Here is a 16,237-nt window from a genome sequence, read left to right as displayed (position 1 = left end):
AGCCTGATATAAGCATTCCCTGCTCTCGGTTATAATTCAAGGTTTTGGAGGATTCCCATGCCGATTTACGAATATCGCTGCGACTCCTGCGGATTCCAGAAAGAACATCTGCAGAAAATGAGCGACCCGCAGCTCACGACCTGCCCGGAATGCGGCAAGGAAAGCTATACCAAGCAACTGTCGGCCGCCGGCTTCCAGCTCAAGGGAAGCGGCTGGTACGCCACCGATTTCAAGGGCGGCAGCAAAAAAGCTGACGCCGCACCTCCCTGCCAGACCGGGGAAGGAAGCTGCTCGTCGTGCGTGGCCAACTGATCAAGCGTTACTTCATCACCGGGCTCCTGATCTGGGTGCCCCTGGTCATCACCGGCTGGGTGCTGTCGATGATCGTCAGCACGCTCGACCAATCGCTGCGCCTGATGCCCGCATCGGTTCACCCGGAAAACCTGGTCGGTTTCCCGATCCCCGGCGCCGGCGCCGTGCTGACCCTGGCCATGATCCTGCTCACCGGCCTGCTCGCCGCCAATTTCATCGGCCAGAAACTGGTCGTCTGGTGGGAAATGCTGCTCGCTCGCATTCCGGTCGTCAATTCGGTTTACAACAGCGTCAAGCAGGTTTCGGACACGCTTTTCTCGCCGAATGGCAACGCCTTCCGCAAGGCCGTCCTGGTTCGCTATCCGCACCAGAACAGCTGGACCATCGCCTTCCTGACCGGTCAACCGGGCGGCGATGTCATAAATCACCTCGATGGCGATTACGTCAGTGTATACGTCCCGACCACCCCCAACCCGACCTCCGGCTTCTTCCTGATGATGCCGGCGAAAGACGTGGTCGAACTGGAAATGACGGTCGACGAGGCGCTCAAATACATTATTTCGATGGGTGTCGTGGCGCCACCGCCACACGCTCGCATCACCACCAACACCTGATTAGAACTTACGGAAAGTTTCATGCGTAGCCATTATTGCGGACAACTCAACGCCGCCCTCGACGGGCAAATCGTCACCCTTTGCGGCTGGGCACATCGCCGGCGCGATCACGGCGGCGTCATCTTCATCGACCTGCGCGACCGCGAAGGCCTGGCCCAGATCGTCTGCGATCCGGATCGCGCCGACACCTTCGCCATTGCCGAATCCGTCCGCAACGAGTTCTGCCTGAAAATCACCGGCAAGGTGCGCCCGCGCCCGGCCGGCACGACCAACGCCAACCTGGCTTCCGGCGAGATCGAAATCCTCTGCCATGAAATCGAAGTCCTGAATCCGTCGGTCACGCCGCCGTTCCAGCTCGACGAGGAAAACCTCTCCGAGAACGTCCGCCTGACGCATCGCGTCATCGACCTGCGCCGCCCGCAGATGCAGAACAACCTGATGCTGCGCTACAAGACGGCGCGTGCCTTCCGCCGCTTCCTCGACGACGCCGGCTTCATCGACATCGAAACGCCGATGCTGACCAAGTCCACGCCGGAAGGCGCCCGCGACTATCTCGTGCCGTCGCGCGTCCATTCCGGCCAGTTCTTCGCCTTGCCGCAATCGCCGCAACTCTTCAAGCAACTGCTGATGGTCGCCGGCTTCGACCGCTACTACCAGATCGTCAAGTGCTTCCGCGACGAAGACCTGCGCGCCGACCGTCAGCCGGAATTCACCCAGGTCGATATCGAAACCTCGTTCATGAGCGAGGACGAGATCACCGCCCTGATGGAAAAGCTGATCCGCACGGTATTCAAGGAAGCGATCGACGTCGACCTGCCGGAATTTCCGCGCATGACCTACGCCGAAGCCATGCACCGCTTCGGCTCGGACAAGCCGGACCTGCGCGTCACGCTTGAACTGACCGAAGTCACCGACGCCTTCAAGGATGTCGCCTTCAAGGTCTTCGCCGGTGTTGCCAACAGCGAAGGCGGCCGCATCGCCGCCATGCGCATCCCCGGCGGCGCCACGCTGACCCGCGGCGAAATCGACGCCTACACCCAGTTCGTCGGCATCTACGGCGCCAAGGGCCTGGCCTACATCAAGGTCAATGACGTCACCCAGATCAACGAAACCGGCCTGCAGTCGCCGATCGTCAAGAACCTGTCCGAAGCCTCGCTCAAGGCCGTCATCGAGCGCACCGGCGCGCAATCCGGCGACCTGATCTTCTTCGGCGCCGACAAGGCCAAGATCGTCAACGACGCCCTCGGCGCGCTGCGCATCAAGATCGGCCACGAAAAAGGCTTCGTCACCGGCGCCAAGTGGGCACCGCTGTGGGTCGTCGACTTCCCGATGTTCGAGTACGACGACGAAAACAAGCGCTGGAGCGCCTGCCACCATCCGTTCACCAGCCCGAAGGACGAACATCTCGACCTGCTGGTGACCGATCCGGGCAAGTGCCTGGCCAAGGCCTACGACCTGGCGCTGAACGGCTGGGAACTGGGCGGCGGCTCGGTGCGTATCCATCGTTCCGATGTGCAGGAAAAGGTCTTCTCGGCCCTCAACATCGGCCCGGAAGAACAGCAGGCCAAGTTCGGCTTCCTGCTCGACGCGCTGAAGTATGGTGCTCCGCCGCACGGCGGCCTGGCCTTCGGCCTCGACCGCATCGTCACCATGATGACCGGCGCCGAGTCGATCCGCGACGTGATCGCCTTCCCGAAGACCCAGCGCGCCCAGTGCCTGCTGACCGACGCGCCGTCCGGCGTCGACGAGAAGCAACTGCGCGAACTGCACATCCGTCTGCGTCAGAAGGTCGAAACCCAGGTCGACATCGACAAGGCCTAAAGCAGCATGCAAGTCTGGCTGCGCCTCCTTGTCGTCTTCTGGCTGACGATCGGCAGCGCAGCCGCTTTCACCATCAACCGTGAAAGCCAGGCGGTCGACACGATTCCAGCGGCAGAATTGCCGTACGAAGCGCAGCGCACGCTGACCCTGATCAAGACCGGCGGTCCTTTTCCCTACGCCCGCGACGGCATCGTCTTCGGCAATTACGAGAAGCGCCTGCCGCAACGCCAGCGCGGCTACTACGCCGAATACACCGTGAAGACGCCCGGCCGCCGCGACCGTGGCCCACGCCGCATCATTGCCGGCGAACAGCGCGAGTACTACTACACCGACGACCATTACCGGACTTTCCGCCGGATACGGGAGTAGCCGATGCCGCAGCACGCACCGAAAAAATCGCTCGCCTCCGGTTTATTCCATTTTTTACCGGTCGACCGTCCCGAAATCGAAAAAATCGCCCGCCGTCAAGGTAGCCGCTTGCTCCCGGTTGATCTCAGCCACGCCTGCTCTCGCGAATTGGTTCTGCACACGCTAGGCCAGGCGCTTGCCTTCCCCGACTGGTACGGCGCCAATCTCGATGCCTTGTACGACTGCCTGGCCGATGATGAATGGCGCAGCCCGCACGGCAGCATCGTTCTGATAAGCGGCCTGACAACGCTGCGCCAGGCCGACCCGGAGACCTTTGCAACATTGCTCGAAGTACTGGGCAGCGCCACCCAGGCCGCGGGCAGCAGACATCCCTTGTGCCTGCTGCTCGACGCACCCGCACCCGGCATAGCGCCCCTGCCCGTCGCATGAGCCACTACAAGCGACCGGTTTCCGTGCTGGTCGTCATCCACACCCCGGCCCTCGACGTCCTGCTTATCGAACGCGCCGCTCATCCCGGCTACTGGCAATCGGTCACCGGCAGCCAGGAGGGCGATGAAAGCCTGCTCGCCACCGCCTGCCGCGAGGTCATGGAAGAAACCGGACTCGATGCCGCCGCCGGCAAGCTCAGCGACTGGCAGCAGAAAAACGTCTATGAGATCTTTGCCGAATGGCGGCACCGCTACGCCCCCGGCGTCACACACAACACCGAGCACGTCTTCTCGCTCGAAATCCCGGCCATCCAGCCAGTCAAGCTCGCACCCGGCGAGCATATTGCCCAGCTCTGGCTCCCCTGGCAGGAAGCCGCAGCACGTTGTTTTTCAACGAGTAATCGCGACGCCATCCTGGCCCTGCCGACGCGCGGAGCAAATTAAAAAGCACAGGCAAGCCTCGCCAAAAAAGGGGCTTGAAAATTGCCACTCGTCATCCATATTGGTCACAGGAAGTTGTAACCAGCAAGGAGACCATCATGGCAAACATCACCCGCATCGATCCGCTGGAAGATCTGTTCCGCGGCTTTTTCGTTCGCCCCGTTGATTTCAATGGCAGCCCGCAACAAACCCCGAGCATAAAAATGGACGTGCGCGAGGAAGGCGACAACTATCTGGTTCATGCCGAATTGCCCGGCGTCAGGAAGGAAGACATCCATGTCGTCGTGGACGGCAACCAGGTGTCGCTCAGCGCCGAAGTGAAGCAGGAGAAAGAAAGCCGCGAAGGCGACCGACTGCTTCGCTCGGAGCGCTATTTCGGCAAGGTATCGCGCTCCTTCCAGCTCGGCCAGGAAATCGACGACAGCAAGGCGATCGCGAAATTCAACGACGGCGTGCTCGAACTGACCCTGCCCAAACGCCAGGCCAGCCCGAACAAGCGCCTCAACATCGAATAAATCCGTTTCGCGACGAGCAAAGGCCGGACCCCGTTCCGGCCTTTTTCTTTGTACAATCCGCGGCGATTCCACTTGGAGCCCGCCATGAGCATCGAAGACCTCTCCCCCGGCATCAAGGCCGCCGTTCTGGCCGAAGCACTGCCTTACATCAAGCGTTTCCACGGCAAGACCATCGTCGTCAAATACGGCGGCAACGCGATGACCGACGAACACCTGAAGAGCTGCTTCGCGCGTGACGTCGTGCTGCTCGAGCTGGTCGGCTTCAACATCGTTGTCGTGCATGGCGGCGGCCCGCAGATCGAGAATTTGCTGGCCCGCGTCGGCAAGAAGGGCGAATTCATCCAGGGCATGCGCGTCACCGACGCCGAAACCATGGAAGTCGTCGAAATGGTGCTCGGTGGCCAGGTCAACAAGGATGTCGTCAACCTGATCAATCAGGCCGGCGGCAAGGCTGTCGGCCTGACCGGCAAGGATGGCAACTTCATCCGCGCCAAGAAACTGATGCTGGAGAACAAGGACCATCCGGGCGACCTGATCGACGTCGGCCAGGTTGGCGAAATCGTCTCCATCGATCCGACCCTGATCGACCACCTCGACAAGGGTTCCTTCATCCCGGTCATCGCCCCGATCGGCGTCGGCAAGGATGGCGAAACCTACAACATCAACGCCGACGTCGTCGCCGGCAAGATCGCCGAAGTGCTCAAGGCCGAAAAGCTCGTGCTGCTGACCAATACGCCGGGCGTGCTCGACAAGGACGGCGAACTGATCACCGGCATCACACCCAAGCAGATCGACGAAATGGTCGAGGACGGCACACTGTCCGGCGGCATGCTGCCGAAGATCGGCTCGGCACTCGATGCCGCGCGCAACGGCGTCAAGGGCGTGCATATCATCGACGGCCGCGTCGAACATGCGCTGCTACTTGAAATCCTGACCGACCACGGCGTCGGCACCATGATCAAGTCGCACTGAGTGTCGACCGTTATCTTCAAAAAGCCCGCCCTGCGGGCTTTTTTTCCATAAGCCGCACGATGGACAACCCGACCTGGCTGTTCGACCTCGACAACACGCTGCATGATGCCAGCCCGCATATCTTTCCGCAGATCAACCGGGCGATGCGCGATTACATTGAGCGCCACCTTGGCCTCGACCGGCAAGCTGCCAACCAGATCCGCCAGCATTACTGGGAACGCTACGGCGCCACGCTGCTCGGCCTGATCCGCCACCACCCGATCGATCCGCACCACTTCCTGCGCGAGACGCACCAGTTCCCCGACCTCGCCGCCAAGCTGGTCTTCCAGCCGGCAACGCTGCACGCCCTCCGCCGCCTGCCCGGGCGCAAGATCATCTACTCCAATGCGCCGCGCCACTACATGGACGCCGTACTCAGGATCACCGGCCTGTGGCGCCATTTCGACGCCGCCTATTCGGTCGAAAGCCTGGGCTTCCGGCCCAAGCCGATGCGCAGCGGCTTTCATGCCCTGCTCCGCGCCGAACACCTGCAGGCCCGGCAATGCATCATGGTCGAAGACAGTCTGGCCAACCTGGTCACTGCCAAGAAACTCGGCATGAAGACTGTGTGGGTGAGCGCTGGCTTACGCCAATCGCCCTTTGTAGACGTCAAAATCAGGTCCGTATTGGAGTTACCTTCGCGCAGCGGTCGACTATAATTTTCAGACCAAAACCAAAACAGATCTGGGGGCAAACATGGCAATCCAACCCGGCGAACGCCGCCTGCACATCCTGCAAACCCTGGCCGGCATGCTCGAAACCCCGAAAGGGGAAAAGATCACCACCGCCGCCCTCGCCGCCAAGCTGGATTGCTCCGAAGCCGCGCTCTACCGCCACTTCGCCAGCAAGGCACAGATGTTCGAAGGCCTCATCGAATTCATCGAACAAAGCCTGTTCGGCGTCATCAACCAGATCACCACGGACGAAAGCGAAGGCCTCAAGCAGGTCGAGCAGATCATCGCCCTGCTGCTGCGCTTCGCCCAGAAAAACCGCGGCATGACGCGCGTCCTGATCGGCGACGCGCTGGTCAATGAAAACGAGCGCCTGCAGCAGCGCATCAACGCCCTGCTCGACAAGGTCGAAGCCGCCCTCAAGCAGGCCCTGCGCATCGCCGCCACCCAGGAAAACCTGAAGGCCGACGCCGATTTCGGCGCCCTCGCCAACCTGCTGCGCTGCTACGTCGTCGGCCGCTGGGAACAATACGCACGCAGCGGCTTTTCCCGCGAACCGCTGGCCCAGTGGCAACAACAATGGACCATGCTCTACTTCGCCTGCCTGTCGCAATCGGGAACACCGGGCAGCGATTGATCGCAAGTTAACGAAAAAGCCCGCTGACGGATCAGCGGGCTTTTTGTATTTCTGGTGGTGATGGGCAGAATCGAACTGCCGACCTATGGGTTATGAATCCATCGCTCTAACCGTCTGAGCTACATCACCACGCTTCAAGGGCGCGGATTATAGTTTGGCAGGCGTTGTCCGGTCAACGAGTTTTGCTCGGTTATAATGGCGACCTTTCCCGGTTGCCATCCGCTGCGCCGGTAACCCCTGATTGCAAAGTAGTTTATCCATGGTAAAAAAATTGTTCATCCGCACTTTCGGGTGCCAGATGAATGAGTACGATTCGGACAAGATGGCCGACGTGCTCAACGCCTCCGAGGAAATCGTCAAGACCGACAACCCGGAAGAAGCCGACATCATCCTGTTCAACACCTGCTCGGTGCGCGAGAAGGCGCAGGAGAAGGTTTTCCACGATCTGGGCCGGGTGCGCCACCTAAAAAAGCTCAACCCGAATCTGGTGATCGGCGTCGGCGGCTGCGTTGCCAGCCAGGAAGGCGACGCCATCGTGGCGCGCGCGCCCTACGTCGACATCGTGTTCGGGCCGCAGACGCTGCACCGCCTGCCGCAGTTGATTGCCGACCGCAAGAGCAGCGGCAAGGCGGCGGTCGATGTCTCCTTCCCGGAAATCGAGAAATTCGATGCGATGCCGCCGTCCGAAATCAAGGGCGCCTCGGCTTTCGTCTCGATCATGGAAGGCTGCTCCAAGTTCTGCACCTTCTGCATCGTGCCCTACACGCGCGGCGGCGAGGTTTCCCGGCCGTTCAACGACGTCCTGACCGAAGTGGCCGACCTGGCTGCGAACGGCGTCGGCGAAGTGACGCTGCTCGGCCAGAACGTCAATGCCTATCGCGGCGACATGGAAGGCAGCGAAGAGAAGGCCGACCTCGCGCTGCTCATCGAGTACATCGCCGAAATCCCCGGCATCGAGCGCATCCGCTACACCACCTCGCATCCGCGCGAGATGTCCGACCGCCTGATCGACACCTACCGCACCGTACCGAAACTGGTCTCGCACCTGCATCTGCCCGTGCAGGCCGGCTCCGATCGCGTGCTGGCGGCGATGAAACGCGGCTACATGACCCTCGAGTACAAGTCGATCATCCGCAAGCTGCGCGCGGCGCGCCCGGACATTTCGATCTCCTCGGACTTCATCGTCGGCTTCCCCGGCGAGACGGACGACGACTTCGAGAAGACGATGAAGCTGATCGACGACGTCGGCTTCGACAGTTCCTTCTCCTTCCTCTACAGTCCGCGCCCCGGCACGCCGGCGATCGAGATGGAAGACACGACGCCAACCGAGGTCAAGTCGGCGCGTCTGCTGCGCCTGCAGAAGCGCATCGACGAGCAGTCGCAGGTGATCAGCCAGGCCATGGTCGGCAGCGTCCAGCGCGTGCTGGTCGAAGGCACGTCGAAGAAGGACGTACACGAACTGGCCGGACGCACCGACAACAATCGCATCGTCAATTTCGGCGGCAATCCCCGTCTAATCAACACCTTCGTCGATGTCCGCATCACCGGCGTGCTGTCGCATACCCTGAGGGGCGAAATTGTCATCCGCGAAGAGTAGCGCCACCAGGGCGAGCGCCCCGAAGCAGAAACCGGTGACGTTTGCGCTCGCACCGGTCGACAACGTTTTGCTGGCCAATTTGTGTGGCCCGCTCGACGAAAATATCCGCCAGATTGAAACCGGTTTCGATGTCGTCATTCGCCGGCGCAACGAGCGCTTCAGCATTTCGGGCGAAAAAGCCCAGTTGACCGCTGACGCGCTGCGCCACTTCTACGGCATGGCGCGCCAACCGCTGTCGGTCGATGAAATCCAGCTCGGTCTGGTGCAATTCACCAACGGCCCGGTCCGCCGCATCACGCCGGGCAGCATCACCGACGGCCCGCAGCTGATCACGCGCAAGACCGACCTGCACGGCCGCACGCCGCGCCAGGTCGCCTACTTGAAGGCGATCCAGGAGCACGACATCACCTTCGGCATCGGCCCGGCCGGCACCGGCAAGACCTACCTCGCCGTCGCTTCCGCCGTCGACGCCTTCGAGCGCGACCTCGTCGAGCGCATCATCCTGACCCGGCCGGCGGTTGAAGCCGGCGAACGCCTCGGCTTTTTGCCCGGCGACCTGACCCAGAAGATCGACCCCTACCTGCGCCCGCTCTACGACGCGCTGTACGACCTGATGGGTCACGACCGGGTCAGCAAACTCTACGAAAAGCATGCGATCGAGATTGCGCCGCTCGCCTTCATGCGCGGCCGCACGCTGAACCACGCCTTCATCATCCTCGACGAGGCGCAGAACACGACGCCGGAACAGATGAAGATGTTCCTGACCCGCATCGGCATCGGCGCCAAGGCCGTCGTCACCGGCGACATCACCCAGATCGACCTGCCCAAGGGTCACAAGAGCGGCCTGCGCGAAGCGCGCGACATCCTGCAGAATGTCCGCGGCCTGGCCTTTACCGAATTCCAGAAGGAAGATGTCGTGCGCCACCCGCTGGTTGCCCGCATCGTTGCCGCCTATGAATCCCACAGCAAGCAAACGTCTTAACCTCTCCGTGCAATATGCCTGTAACCGCGAGGGCTTACCCTTGCGGGCGGATTTTGTCCGCTGGGCGCGCGCCGCGCTAGTCGGCGGCGGCGAAGTGACCATCCGCCTGGTCGATGCTGACGAAGGTCAGTCGTTGAACAACGAGTATCGCGGCAAGGACTACGCGACCAACGTGCTGTCCTTTCCGTACGACACCGAACCACTGGTGATGGGCGACCTGGTCATCTGTCCGACGGTGGTGGCGCGCGAGGCCAGCGAGCAGAACAAGCCGCTGGCGGCGCATTACGCCCATCTGGTGGTGCATGGTATGCTGCATTTGCAGGGCTGGGATCACGAAAACGACGCTGATGCCGAAGCCATGGAAGATGAAGAAAAGGAGATTCTCGCCGCGATGGGTTATCCAGACCCGTATGCGGTTTAAACATTATGGACAGTGACAGTAATAAACCCGGCTTTATCGAACGACTGACTTCCCTGCTGCTGCGCGAGCCTGATGACCGCGAGCAGTTGCTGGAAATCCTGCATGGCGCTTACGAGCGCAACCTGATGGACGCCGATGCGCTGACCATCATCGAAGGGGCGCTTGCCGCTTCCGACACCCGCGTCACCGACGTGATGATCCCGCGGGCCCAGATGGACGTCATCGACGTCGAAGATCCCCTCAGCGAAATCGTCCCGGTCGTCATCGAAGCAGCGCACTCGCGCTTTCCGGTGGTCGACGGCGACCGCGACAACGTGCTCGGCGTCCTGCTCGCCAAGGACCTGCTGCGCATCCAGACCGAAGAAAGCTTCGACCTGCGCGACTGGCTGCGCCCGGCCGTGTTCATTCCGGAATCGAAGCGCCTCAACGTGCTGCTCCGTGAATTCCGCGTCTCGCGCAACCACATGGCCATCGTCGTCAATGAATACGGCGGCGTCGCCGGCCTGGTCACCATCGAAGACGTGCTCGAACAGATCGTCGGCGACATCGAGGACGAATACGACTTCGACGAGGCGCACGACAACATCCGCCTCGACTCCACCGGCCGCTACCGCGTCAAGGCGCGTACCGAGATCGAGGACTTCAACGCCGCCTTCACGACCAGCTTCTCCGACGAGGAGTTCGACACCGTCGGCGGCCTGATCCTGCGCCACCTGGGTCGTGTGCCGAAGCGCAACGAAATCATCGACATCGACGGCATCCGCTTCCAGGTTCTGCGTGCCGACAGCCGCCGGCTGTACACGCTGCTCGTCGACGTCATCAAGCCCCAGACCGGTGCTGATCAGCCGGCTGCCTGAGCGAGCCGCGCGCCGCCTGGCCCTGGCCGCCCTGACCGGTGCGGCCGGCGTACTCTGCTTCGCACCCTTCGGGCTGTTCTGGCTGGCGCCTGTCGTCTGGCTGGTGCTGTTTGCGCTTTTCGTCGCCGCCGACAACACCCGCCAGGCCGCGCTGAACGGCCTCGCCTTCGGCCTCGGCTTCTTCCTGACCGGGGTTTCCTGGGTCTATGTCAGTCTCTCGGTCTTCGGCGGCATGCCCTGGTGGCTGGCCGGCACCGCCGCGTTCCTGTTCTGTGCCGTACTGGCGCTCTTTCCCGCCCTGGCCGGCGGGCTGTTCAAGCGCTGGCAACCTGAGGCCTTCTGGCAACAGGCGCTTTACTTCGCCGCGCTGATCGCAACGGTCGACTGGGTCAGAACCTGGCTTTTCACCGGCTTCCCCTGGCTCGCCCTCGGTTATTCGCAAGCGCCGCCCAGCCCGCTCGCCGGTTTTGCACCACTGCTCGGCGTGCACGGCCTGAGCCTGCTTGTCGCACTGGCCGGCGCCCTGCTGCTGCGCTGGCGCATCGGCGTTCCGGTACTTTGCATTCTTGCCGCTGGCGGCTTTGGCCTGCGCCAGATCGAATGGACCCAGCCGGTCGGCACTCCGGTCAGCGTCGCGCTGGTGCAGGGCAATGTGCCGCAGGAAATGAAATTCCGTCCGGAAGCCTTCTTCCGGACACTCGATCTGTATCAGCAACTGATCGAACAGCACCCGGCGCAACTGACCATACTCCCGGAAACTGCTTTACCGGTCTTCATCGACCAGCTGCCACCGGAATATGTGCAGGAGCTGCAGCGCAGCGTGCGCGCGCATGGCGGCGACCTGATCACCGGCACACTGACCGGCGACCTCGACCATTACTGGAACAGCGCGGTCAGTCTCGGTTCCTCAGCGAGCCAGGTTTACAGCAAGCAGCACCTGGTGCCGTTCGGCGAATTCATCCCGGCCGGTTTTGCCTGGATCATGGCGCAGGCCAACATTCCGCTGTCCGCCTTCTCGCGCGGCCCGGAAAGCCAGCCGCCACTGGCCGTGGCCGGCCAGCACGTAGCGGTCAACATCTGCTACGAGGACGTTTTCGGCGAGGAAATCATCCGCGCCCTGCCCCAGGCCGGCATTCTTGCCAACCTGTCGAATACCGCCTGGTTCGGCCATTCGCTGGCCCAGCCGCAGCATTTGCAGATCGCGCAGCTGCGCGCCGCCGAAACCGGCCGCCCGATGCTGCGCGCCACCAATACCGGCATGACCGCCATCGTTGCCGCCGGCGGCGACATCCAGGCCGTGCTGCCGGCCTTCACGACCGGCGTGCTGCAGGGCGAGGTCGTCGCCCGCAGCGGCACGACGCCGTTCATCCGTTACGGCAATTACGGTTTCCTGCTGCTCGCCGGCTTGTTTGTGCTCGCCAGCCGCTGGCCGCGCCGGCGTTAGAACTCAGGTCGTCGTGCGCAGGCGCAGCGCGGCCTGCTCCAGACGCTGCTTCTCGGCCAGCACCTTGCCGGCGTAACGCCGCTCGGGATCGCTGACCGCCCCGCCGAACTGCTGCAGGCCTTCTTCCAGACCACCGTTGCGACGGATCGACTCCTTGAGCACGCGGGCACCGACCTGGACATTGGTCACCGGGTCGAGAAAGGATGCACTGGGGATCTCTTCCGGCAGCTTGTCGAGATGAAAGCGGGGAATGACCTGCATCAAGCCCTGGGCGCCGACGACGCTTTGCGAGAACGGATTGAAGCCGGACTCGACACCGATGACCGCGATGATCAGCAGCGGATCAAGATGCAACTCGCGCGCCGTGGCCTGCGCTGTCGAAAAAATCGGCAGCAGGGCCTCGTCGGCCACCCGGTAACGCTTGGATACGTAATCCAGCGCACCACGCATGCGCGGGCTGAGGGAAACCAGCGACGGCTCGGCAGAAATATCGACAGCTTCCTCTTCACCGAGCAGGGTAGCAGCTTCGGACGAAGGAACGACGGCCCGGAAACCTGCCAGCAGGTCATAGCGGCCACTTTGCTGGCCAATCAGGGCGATGATGAAAATCAGTCCGGCCAGCATCAGGAATTTCCTGAGCGCCAGATAGAGGACAGAACAAGCCCGCTGAAGTGCGGGGGAAAGGGTAGCAGAAGCGATCATGTGACCTCCTTCACTGTTGCCACTGCGAAAAAACATCTTCGACAGCGAACGGTTACAGGGGGATACGACACCGAAAAGGGCGGACGAGGAACGTCCCGAAACCCGCAGGGCAGCTGGTCCAGCCGCCAAAAAACCCGGTGTTGCACCGCAACATAAATCGCAGTTTATTGATTTGATTGAACTTTGTCAAATCGAGCCAAAACATGGGCAAGCAAAAGTGTTGCGTCGCAACAACAAACCACCCCCAAAGCCGGGCCGACAAGACGTGCAATCCGGCTCCGCCCCTTGCCGGCCGGCCACCCTGCCGGATCACCGCAAAAGGCAGTAAAATCACGGCTTTCCGTCTTTCCAAGTGCGTCCCATGACCACCAGCAAGAAACCCAGTTTCCAAGAAATCATCCTGCGCCTGCAGCAATACTGGAGCGACAAGGGCTGTGCCCTGCTCCAGCCCTACGACATGGAAGTCGGCGCCGGCACCAGCCACACCGCCACCTTCCTGCGCGCCATCGGCCCGGAGCCGTGGAAGGCCGCCTACGTGCAGCCGTCACGCCGCCCGAAAGATGGCCGCTACGGCGAAAACCCGAACCGCATGCAGCACTACTACCAGTTCCAGGTGGTCTTGAAGCCGGCGCCGGACAACATTCTCGAACTCTATCTCGGCTCGCTCGAAGCCCTCGGCTTCGATCTCAAGAAGAACGACGTGCGTTTCGTCGAGGACGACTGGGAAAACCCGACGCTGGGCGCCTGGGGTCTCGGTTGGGAAGTCTGGATGAACGGCATGGAAGTGACGCAATTCACCTACTTCCAGCAGGTCGGTGGCATCGACTGCAAGCCGATCACCGGCGAAATCACTTACGGCATCGAACGCCTCGCCATGTACCTGCAGGGCGTCGAGAACGTCTATGACCTGACCTGGACCGACGGCCTGACCTACGGCGACGTCTATCACCAGAACGAAGTCGAGCAATCGACCTACAACTTCGAGCATTCCGACGTCGACTTCCTGTTCCACGCCTTCGGCGCACACGAGAAGCAGGCGCAACACCTGATGGGCGCCCAGCTCGCGCTGCCGGCCTACGAACAGGTCCTGAAAGCCGCCCACACCTTCAACCTGCTCGACGCGCGCGGCGCCATCTCGGTCACCGAACGTGCTGCCTACATCGGCCGCATCCGCAACCTGGCCCGCGCCGTGGCGCAAGCCTACCTCGACTCGCGCGCCCGCCTCGGCTTCCCGATGGCCCCGAAGGAATGGGCCGCCGAAGTTCTCGCCCAGATTGAAAAGAAAGTTGCCTGATATGTCGACCAAGAATCTCCTCGTCGAACTGTTCGTTGAAGAACTGCCGCCCAAGGCACTCAAGAAACTGGGTGAAGTCTTTGCCCAGACCCTGGCCGCCTCGCTGAAAAACGCCGGTCTGGCCGCGTCGACCGCTACGGTCACTGCCTATGCCTCGCCGCGCCGCCTCGCCGCGCACGTCACCGATGTTGCTGCGGTTGCCGCCGACAAGCCGGTCGTGCAGAAGCTGATGCCGGTCGCCGTCGGTCTCGACGCTGCTGGCAATGCCACGCCCGCCCTGCTCAAGAAGCTCGGCGCGCTCGGTGCCGATGCCTCCTGCGTGCCCAACCTGCGCCGCGAAAATGACGGCAAGGCCGAGGTGCTGTTCTACGAAAGCCTGGCCAAGGGCGCAACGCTGGCCGAAGGCCTGCAGAAGGCCCTCGAAGCCGCGCTCGCCGCACTGCCGATTCCCAAGGTCATGAGCTACCAGTTGGCCGACGGCTGGAGCAGCGTCAATTTCGTGCGCCCGGCGCATGGTCTGGTCGCCCTGCACGGCGCCGACGTCGTGCCGCTCGCCATCCTCGGCCTGACTTCCGGTCGCGCAACGCATGGCCACCGCTTTGAAGCCGCCGTCGATCCGGTCGTTTTTGCCAACGCCGACGAATACGCTGCCAAGCTGGCGACCGACGGGGCCGTGATCGCCTCCTTCGCCGAACGCCGCGCCGAAATCGCGCGCCAGCTCGCCGCTGCCGCCGCCTCCGCTGGTGGCAAGCCGATTGAGGACGATGCCCTGCTTGACGAAGTCACTGCGCTGGTCGAACGCCCGAACGTGCTGGTCGGCCAGTTCGAAGAAGAATTCCTCGCCGTACCGCAGGAATGCCTGATTCTGACCATGAAGGCCAACCAGAAATACTTCCCGCTGCTCGACGCGGCCGGCAAGCTGACCAACAAGTTCCTCGTCGTCAGCAACATCAGCCCGGCCGACCCGAGCGCGGTGATCGGCGGCAACGAGCGCGTCGTGCGCCCACGCCTCGCTGATGCCAAGTTCTTCTTCGACCAGGATCGCAAGAAGTCTCTGGAAAGCCGTGTCATCGGCCTGTCCAAGGTCGTCTATCACAACAAGCTGGGCACCCAGGGCGAGCGCATGCAGCGCGTCGCGGCGATTGCCCGCGCCATCGCCGAGCATCTCGGCGGCGGCGAGCTGGTGCAGCATGCCGAACAGGCTGCCGTGCTGGCCAAGGCCGACCTGCTGACCGACATGGTCGGTGAATTCCCCGAACTGCAGGGCATCATGGGCCGCTACTACGCCCAGCACGACGGGCTGAACGCCGACGTCGCCGATGCCATTGAAGACCACTACAAGCCGCGCTTTGCCGGCGACAGCCTGCCGCGCGGTCGCGTCGGCACCATCGTCGCGCTGGCCGACAAGCTGGAAACCCTGGTCGGCATGTTCGGCATCGGCCAGATCCCGACCGGCGACCGCGACCCGTTCGCGCTGCGCCGGCATGCACTGGGCACCATCCGCATGCTCGCCGAAGGCAATCTGGATTTGCCCCTCGACAGCCTGTTGACCGTTGCGGCCCAGGCTTTTGCCGCGGTCGACGGTTTCAAGGCAGCAGAAAGCGCGCTCGCCGACTTCATCTACGACCGCCTCGCCGGCAACCTGCGCGAGCAGGGTTACACGGCGCAGGAAGTCGATGCCGTGGTCTCGCAGCGGCCGCAGCGCCTGGGTGACATCCCGAAGCGCCTGGCTGCCGTGCGCGCCTTTGCCGCCCTGCCGGAAGCTGCCGCGCTGGCCGCCGCCAACAAGCGGGTCGGCAATATCCTGAAGAAGGTCGAAAACCCGGTCGAACCGACCGCGGTTGCCGCCCTGCTCGTCGAGCCGGCCGAAATCGCCCTGCATGCCGCGCTGGTCGATGTCGTGCCGCAAGCCGATGCCGCCTTCGAGACCGGCGACTACACCGAGTCGCTGCAGGCCCTGGCCGCGCTGCGTGCGCCGGTTGATGCCTTCTTCGACGGCGTCATGGTCAATGCCGAGGACCCGGCCCTGCGCGCCAACCGGCTCGGCCTGCTCGCCCATCTGCACGCAGCGATGAACCGCGTTGCCGACCTTTCCAAGCTTTCTGCCTGATCCGGAGAGCC

At 62.7% G+C, this 16,237-nt stretch carries 18 protein-coding genes and 1 tRNA gene; 17 read left to right on the top strand and 2 right to left on the bottom strand.

Annotated features, from left to right (window positions below; genetic code table 11):
- The first annotated feature begins 57 nt into the window (after positions 1 to 57).
- The 10 genes from KI612_RS03580 (at position 58) to slmA (ending at position 6,819) form a co-directional block, all read left to right on the top strand.
- A complete protein-coding gene (locus KI612_RS03580; RefSeq protein ID WP_226442469.1) occupies positions 58 to 312 on the top strand; it encodes an FmdB family zinc ribbon protein in 255 nt (84 codons plus the stop codon).
- Positions 312 to 926: a DUF502 domain-containing protein gene (locus KI612_RS03575; protein ID WP_226444129.1), complete on the top strand. Its 615-nt coding sequence runs from the start codon at positions 312 to 314 to the stop codon at positions 924 to 926. The genes KI612_RS03580 and KI612_RS03575 overlap by 1 nt, the downstream gene beginning before the upstream one ends.
- A gap of 21 nt (positions 927 to 947) precedes the next feature.
- A complete protein-coding gene (gene aspS / locus KI612_RS03570; RefSeq protein WP_226442468.1) occupies positions 948 to 2,747 on the top strand; it encodes an aspartate--tRNA ligase in 1,800 nt (599 codons plus the stop codon).
- A 6-nt stretch (positions 2,748 to 2,753) separates the two neighbouring features.
- On the top strand, positions 2,754 to 3,116 hold the full coding sequence (locus KI612_RS03565) for a ribonuclease domain-containing protein (RefSeq protein WP_226442467.1): 363 nt from the start codon (positions 2,754 to 2,756) through the stop codon (positions 3,114 to 3,116).
- 3 nt (positions 3,117 to 3,119) lie between these two features.
- Complete coding sequence (locus KI612_RS03560; RefSeq protein ID WP_226442466.1) at positions 3,120 to 3,545, top strand: barstar family protein; 426 nt, start codon at positions 3,120 to 3,122, stop codon at positions 3,543 to 3,545.
- Entirely contained in the window at positions 3,542 to 3,988 is a 447-nt protein-coding gene (gene nudB, locus KI612_RS03555) for a dihydroneopterin triphosphate diphosphatase (RefSeq protein ID WP_226442465.1), read from the top strand. Before KI612_RS03560 ends, nudB begins: the two co-directional genes overlap by 4 nt.
- Before the next feature lie 95 nt (positions 3,989 to 4,083).
- The gene (locus tag KI612_RS03550; protein WP_226442464.1) at positions 4,084 to 4,500 is read left to right on the top strand and encodes an Hsp20/alpha crystallin family protein; all 417 of its coding nucleotides are present in this window, start codon (positions 4,084 to 4,086) and stop codon (positions 4,498 to 4,500) included.
- A gap of 84 nt (positions 4,501 to 4,584) precedes the next feature.
- Positions 4,585 to 5,472, top strand: a complete 888-nt coding sequence (gene argB, locus KI612_RS03545; protein ID WP_226442463.1) for an acetylglutamate kinase — start codon at positions 4,585 to 4,587, stop codon at positions 5,470 to 5,472.
- A gap of 59 nt (positions 5,473 to 5,531) precedes the next feature.
- Positions 5,532 to 6,170 carry a pyrimidine 5'-nucleotidase gene (locus KI612_RS03540; RefSeq protein ID WP_226442462.1) on the top strand — a complete coding sequence of 213 codons (639 nt, stop codon included), beginning with the start codon at positions 5,532 to 5,534 and terminating at the stop codon, positions 6,168 to 6,170.
- A 37-nt stretch (positions 6,171 to 6,207) separates the two neighbouring features.
- On the top strand, positions 6,208 to 6,819 hold the full coding sequence (gene slmA / locus KI612_RS03535) for a nucleoid occlusion factor SlmA (RefSeq protein ID WP_226442461.1): 612 nt from the start codon (positions 6,208 to 6,210) through the stop codon (positions 6,817 to 6,819).
- A gap of 52 nt (positions 6,820 to 6,871) precedes the next feature.
- Here the strand turns inward: slmA and KI612_RS03530 are convergent.
- Positions 6,872 to 6,948, bottom strand: a tRNA-Met gene (locus KI612_RS03530).
- A 130-nt stretch (positions 6,949 to 7,078) separates the two neighbouring features.
- Between KI612_RS03530 and miaB the strand changes: the two genes are divergently transcribed.
- Genes miaB through lnt form a run of 5 tightly spaced genes read left to right on the top strand, consistent with a single transcriptional unit; the run spans position 7,079 to position 12,120 of the window.
- The gene (miaB, locus tag KI612_RS03525) at positions 7,079 to 8,416 is read left to right on the top strand and encodes a tRNA (N6-isopentenyl adenosine(37)-C2)-methylthiotransferase MiaB (protein WP_226442460.1); all 1,338 of its coding nucleotides are present in this window, start codon (positions 7,079 to 7,081) and stop codon (positions 8,414 to 8,416) included.
- A 34-nt stretch (positions 8,417 to 8,450) separates the two neighbouring features.
- Positions 8,451 to 9,398 carry a PhoH family protein gene (locus tag KI612_RS03520; protein WP_226442459.1) on the top strand — a complete coding sequence of 316 codons (948 nt, stop codon included), beginning with the start codon at positions 8,451 to 8,453 and terminating at the stop codon, positions 9,396 to 9,398.
- Positions 9,370 to 9,819 (top strand): rRNA maturation RNase YbeY, encoded by a 450-nt coding sequence (gene ybeY, locus KI612_RS03515; RefSeq protein WP_226442458.1) that lies wholly within the window; start codon positions 9,370 to 9,372, stop codon positions 9,817 to 9,819. The genes KI612_RS03520 and ybeY overlap by 29 nt, the downstream gene beginning before the upstream one ends.
- A gap of 5 nt (positions 9,820 to 9,824) precedes the next feature.
- The gene (locus tag KI612_RS03510; RefSeq protein WP_226442457.1) at positions 9,825 to 10,676 is read left to right on the top strand and encodes an HlyC/CorC family transporter; all 852 of its coding nucleotides are present in this window, start codon (positions 9,825 to 9,827) and stop codon (positions 10,674 to 10,676) included.
- Positions 10,654 to 12,120, top strand: coding sequence for an apolipoprotein N-acyltransferase (lnt, locus tag KI612_RS03505; RefSeq protein ID WP_226442456.1), 1,467 nt, complete (start codon positions 10,654 to 10,656; stop codon positions 12,118 to 12,120). The genes KI612_RS03510 and lnt overlap by 23 nt, the downstream gene beginning before the upstream one ends.
- Before the next feature lie 3 nt (positions 12,121 to 12,123).
- On the opposite strand, the gene KI612_RS03500 is transcribed toward lnt, so the two are convergent.
- Entirely contained in the window at positions 12,124 to 12,822 is a 699-nt protein-coding gene (locus KI612_RS03500; RefSeq protein ID WP_226442455.1) for a transglycosylase SLT domain-containing protein, read from the bottom strand.
- A gap of 361 nt (positions 12,823 to 13,183) precedes the next feature.
- On the opposite strand from KI612_RS03500, the gene glyQ reads away from it, so the two are divergent.
- Both glyQ and glyS read left to right on the top strand, forming a co-directional pair.
- Positions 13,184 to 14,116 (top strand): glycine--tRNA ligase subunit alpha, encoded by a 933-nt coding sequence (glyQ, locus tag KI612_RS03495; RefSeq protein WP_226442454.1) that lies wholly within the window; start codon positions 13,184 to 13,186, stop codon positions 14,114 to 14,116.
- 1 nt (position 14,117) lies between these two features.
- Positions 14,118 to 16,226, top strand: coding sequence for a glycine--tRNA ligase subunit beta (glyS, locus tag KI612_RS03490; protein ID WP_226442453.1), 2,109 nt, complete (start codon positions 14,118 to 14,120; stop codon positions 16,224 to 16,226).
- Positions 16,227 to 16,237 lie beyond the last annotated feature (11 nt).

This window comes from Quatrionicoccus australiensis, assembly GCF_020510525.1.
Classification (GTDB): Bacteria; Pseudomonadota; Gammaproteobacteria; order Burkholderiales; family Rhodocyclaceae; genus Azonexus; species Azonexus australiensis_B.
This window is presented reverse-complemented; position numbering and strand designations above follow the sequence as displayed.

Excerpts from the sequence above, each read along its gene's own strand:
- nudB (WP_226442465.1), top strand. The coding sequence starts at position 3,542 with ATGAGCCACTACAAGCGACCGGTTTCCGTGCTGGTCGTCATCCACACC.
- KI612_RS03560 (WP_226442466.1), top strand. The coding sequence starts at position 3,120 with ATGCCGCAGCACGCACCGAAAAAATCGCTCGCCTCCGGTTTATTCCAT.
- glyS (WP_226442453.1), top strand. The coding sequence starts at position 14,118 with ATGTCGACCAAGAATCTCCTCGTCGAACTGTTCGTTGAAGAACTGCCG.
- glyQ (WP_226442454.1), top strand. The coding sequence starts at position 13,184 with ATGACCACCAGCAAGAAACCCAGTTTCCAAGAAATCATCCTGCGCCTG.
- KI612_RS03550 (WP_226442464.1), top strand. The coding sequence starts at position 4,084 with ATGGCAAACATCACCCGCATCGATCCGCTGGAAGATCTGTTCCGCGGC.
- ybeY (WP_226442458.1), top strand. The coding sequence starts at position 9,370 with ATGAATCCCACAGCAAGCAAACGTCTTAACCTCTCCGTGCAATATGCC.
- KI612_RS03580 (WP_226442469.1), top strand. The coding sequence starts at position 58 with ATGCCGATTTACGAATATCGCTGCGACTCCTGCGGATTCCAGAAAGAA.
- KI612_RS03500 (WP_226442455.1), bottom strand. The coding sequence starts at position 12,822 with ATGATCGCTTCTGCTACCCTTTCCCCCGCACTTCAGCGGGCTTGTTCT.
- miaB (WP_226442460.1), top strand. The coding sequence starts at position 7,079 with ATGGTAAAAAAATTGTTCATCCGCACTTTCGGGTGCCAGATGAATGAG.
- KI612_RS03540 (WP_226442462.1), top strand. The coding sequence starts at position 5,532 with ATGGACAACCCGACCTGGCTGTTCGACCTCGACAACACGCTGCATGAT.
- KI612_RS03510 (WP_226442457.1), top strand. The coding sequence starts at position 9,825 with ATGGACAGTGACAGTAATAAACCCGGCTTTATCGAACGACTGACTTCC.
- aspS (WP_226442468.1), top strand. The coding sequence starts at position 948 with ATGCGTAGCCATTATTGCGGACAACTCAACGCCGCCCTCGACGGGCAA.
- argB (WP_226442463.1), top strand. The coding sequence starts at position 4,585 with ATGAGCATCGAAGACCTCTCCCCCGGCATCAAGGCCGCCGTTCTGGCC.
- slmA (WP_226442461.1), top strand. The coding sequence starts at position 6,208 with ATGGCAATCCAACCCGGCGAACGCCGCCTGCACATCCTGCAAACCCTG.
- KI612_RS03565 (WP_226442467.1), top strand. The coding sequence starts at position 2,754 with ATGCAAGTCTGGCTGCGCCTCCTTGTCGTCTTCTGGCTGACGATCGGC.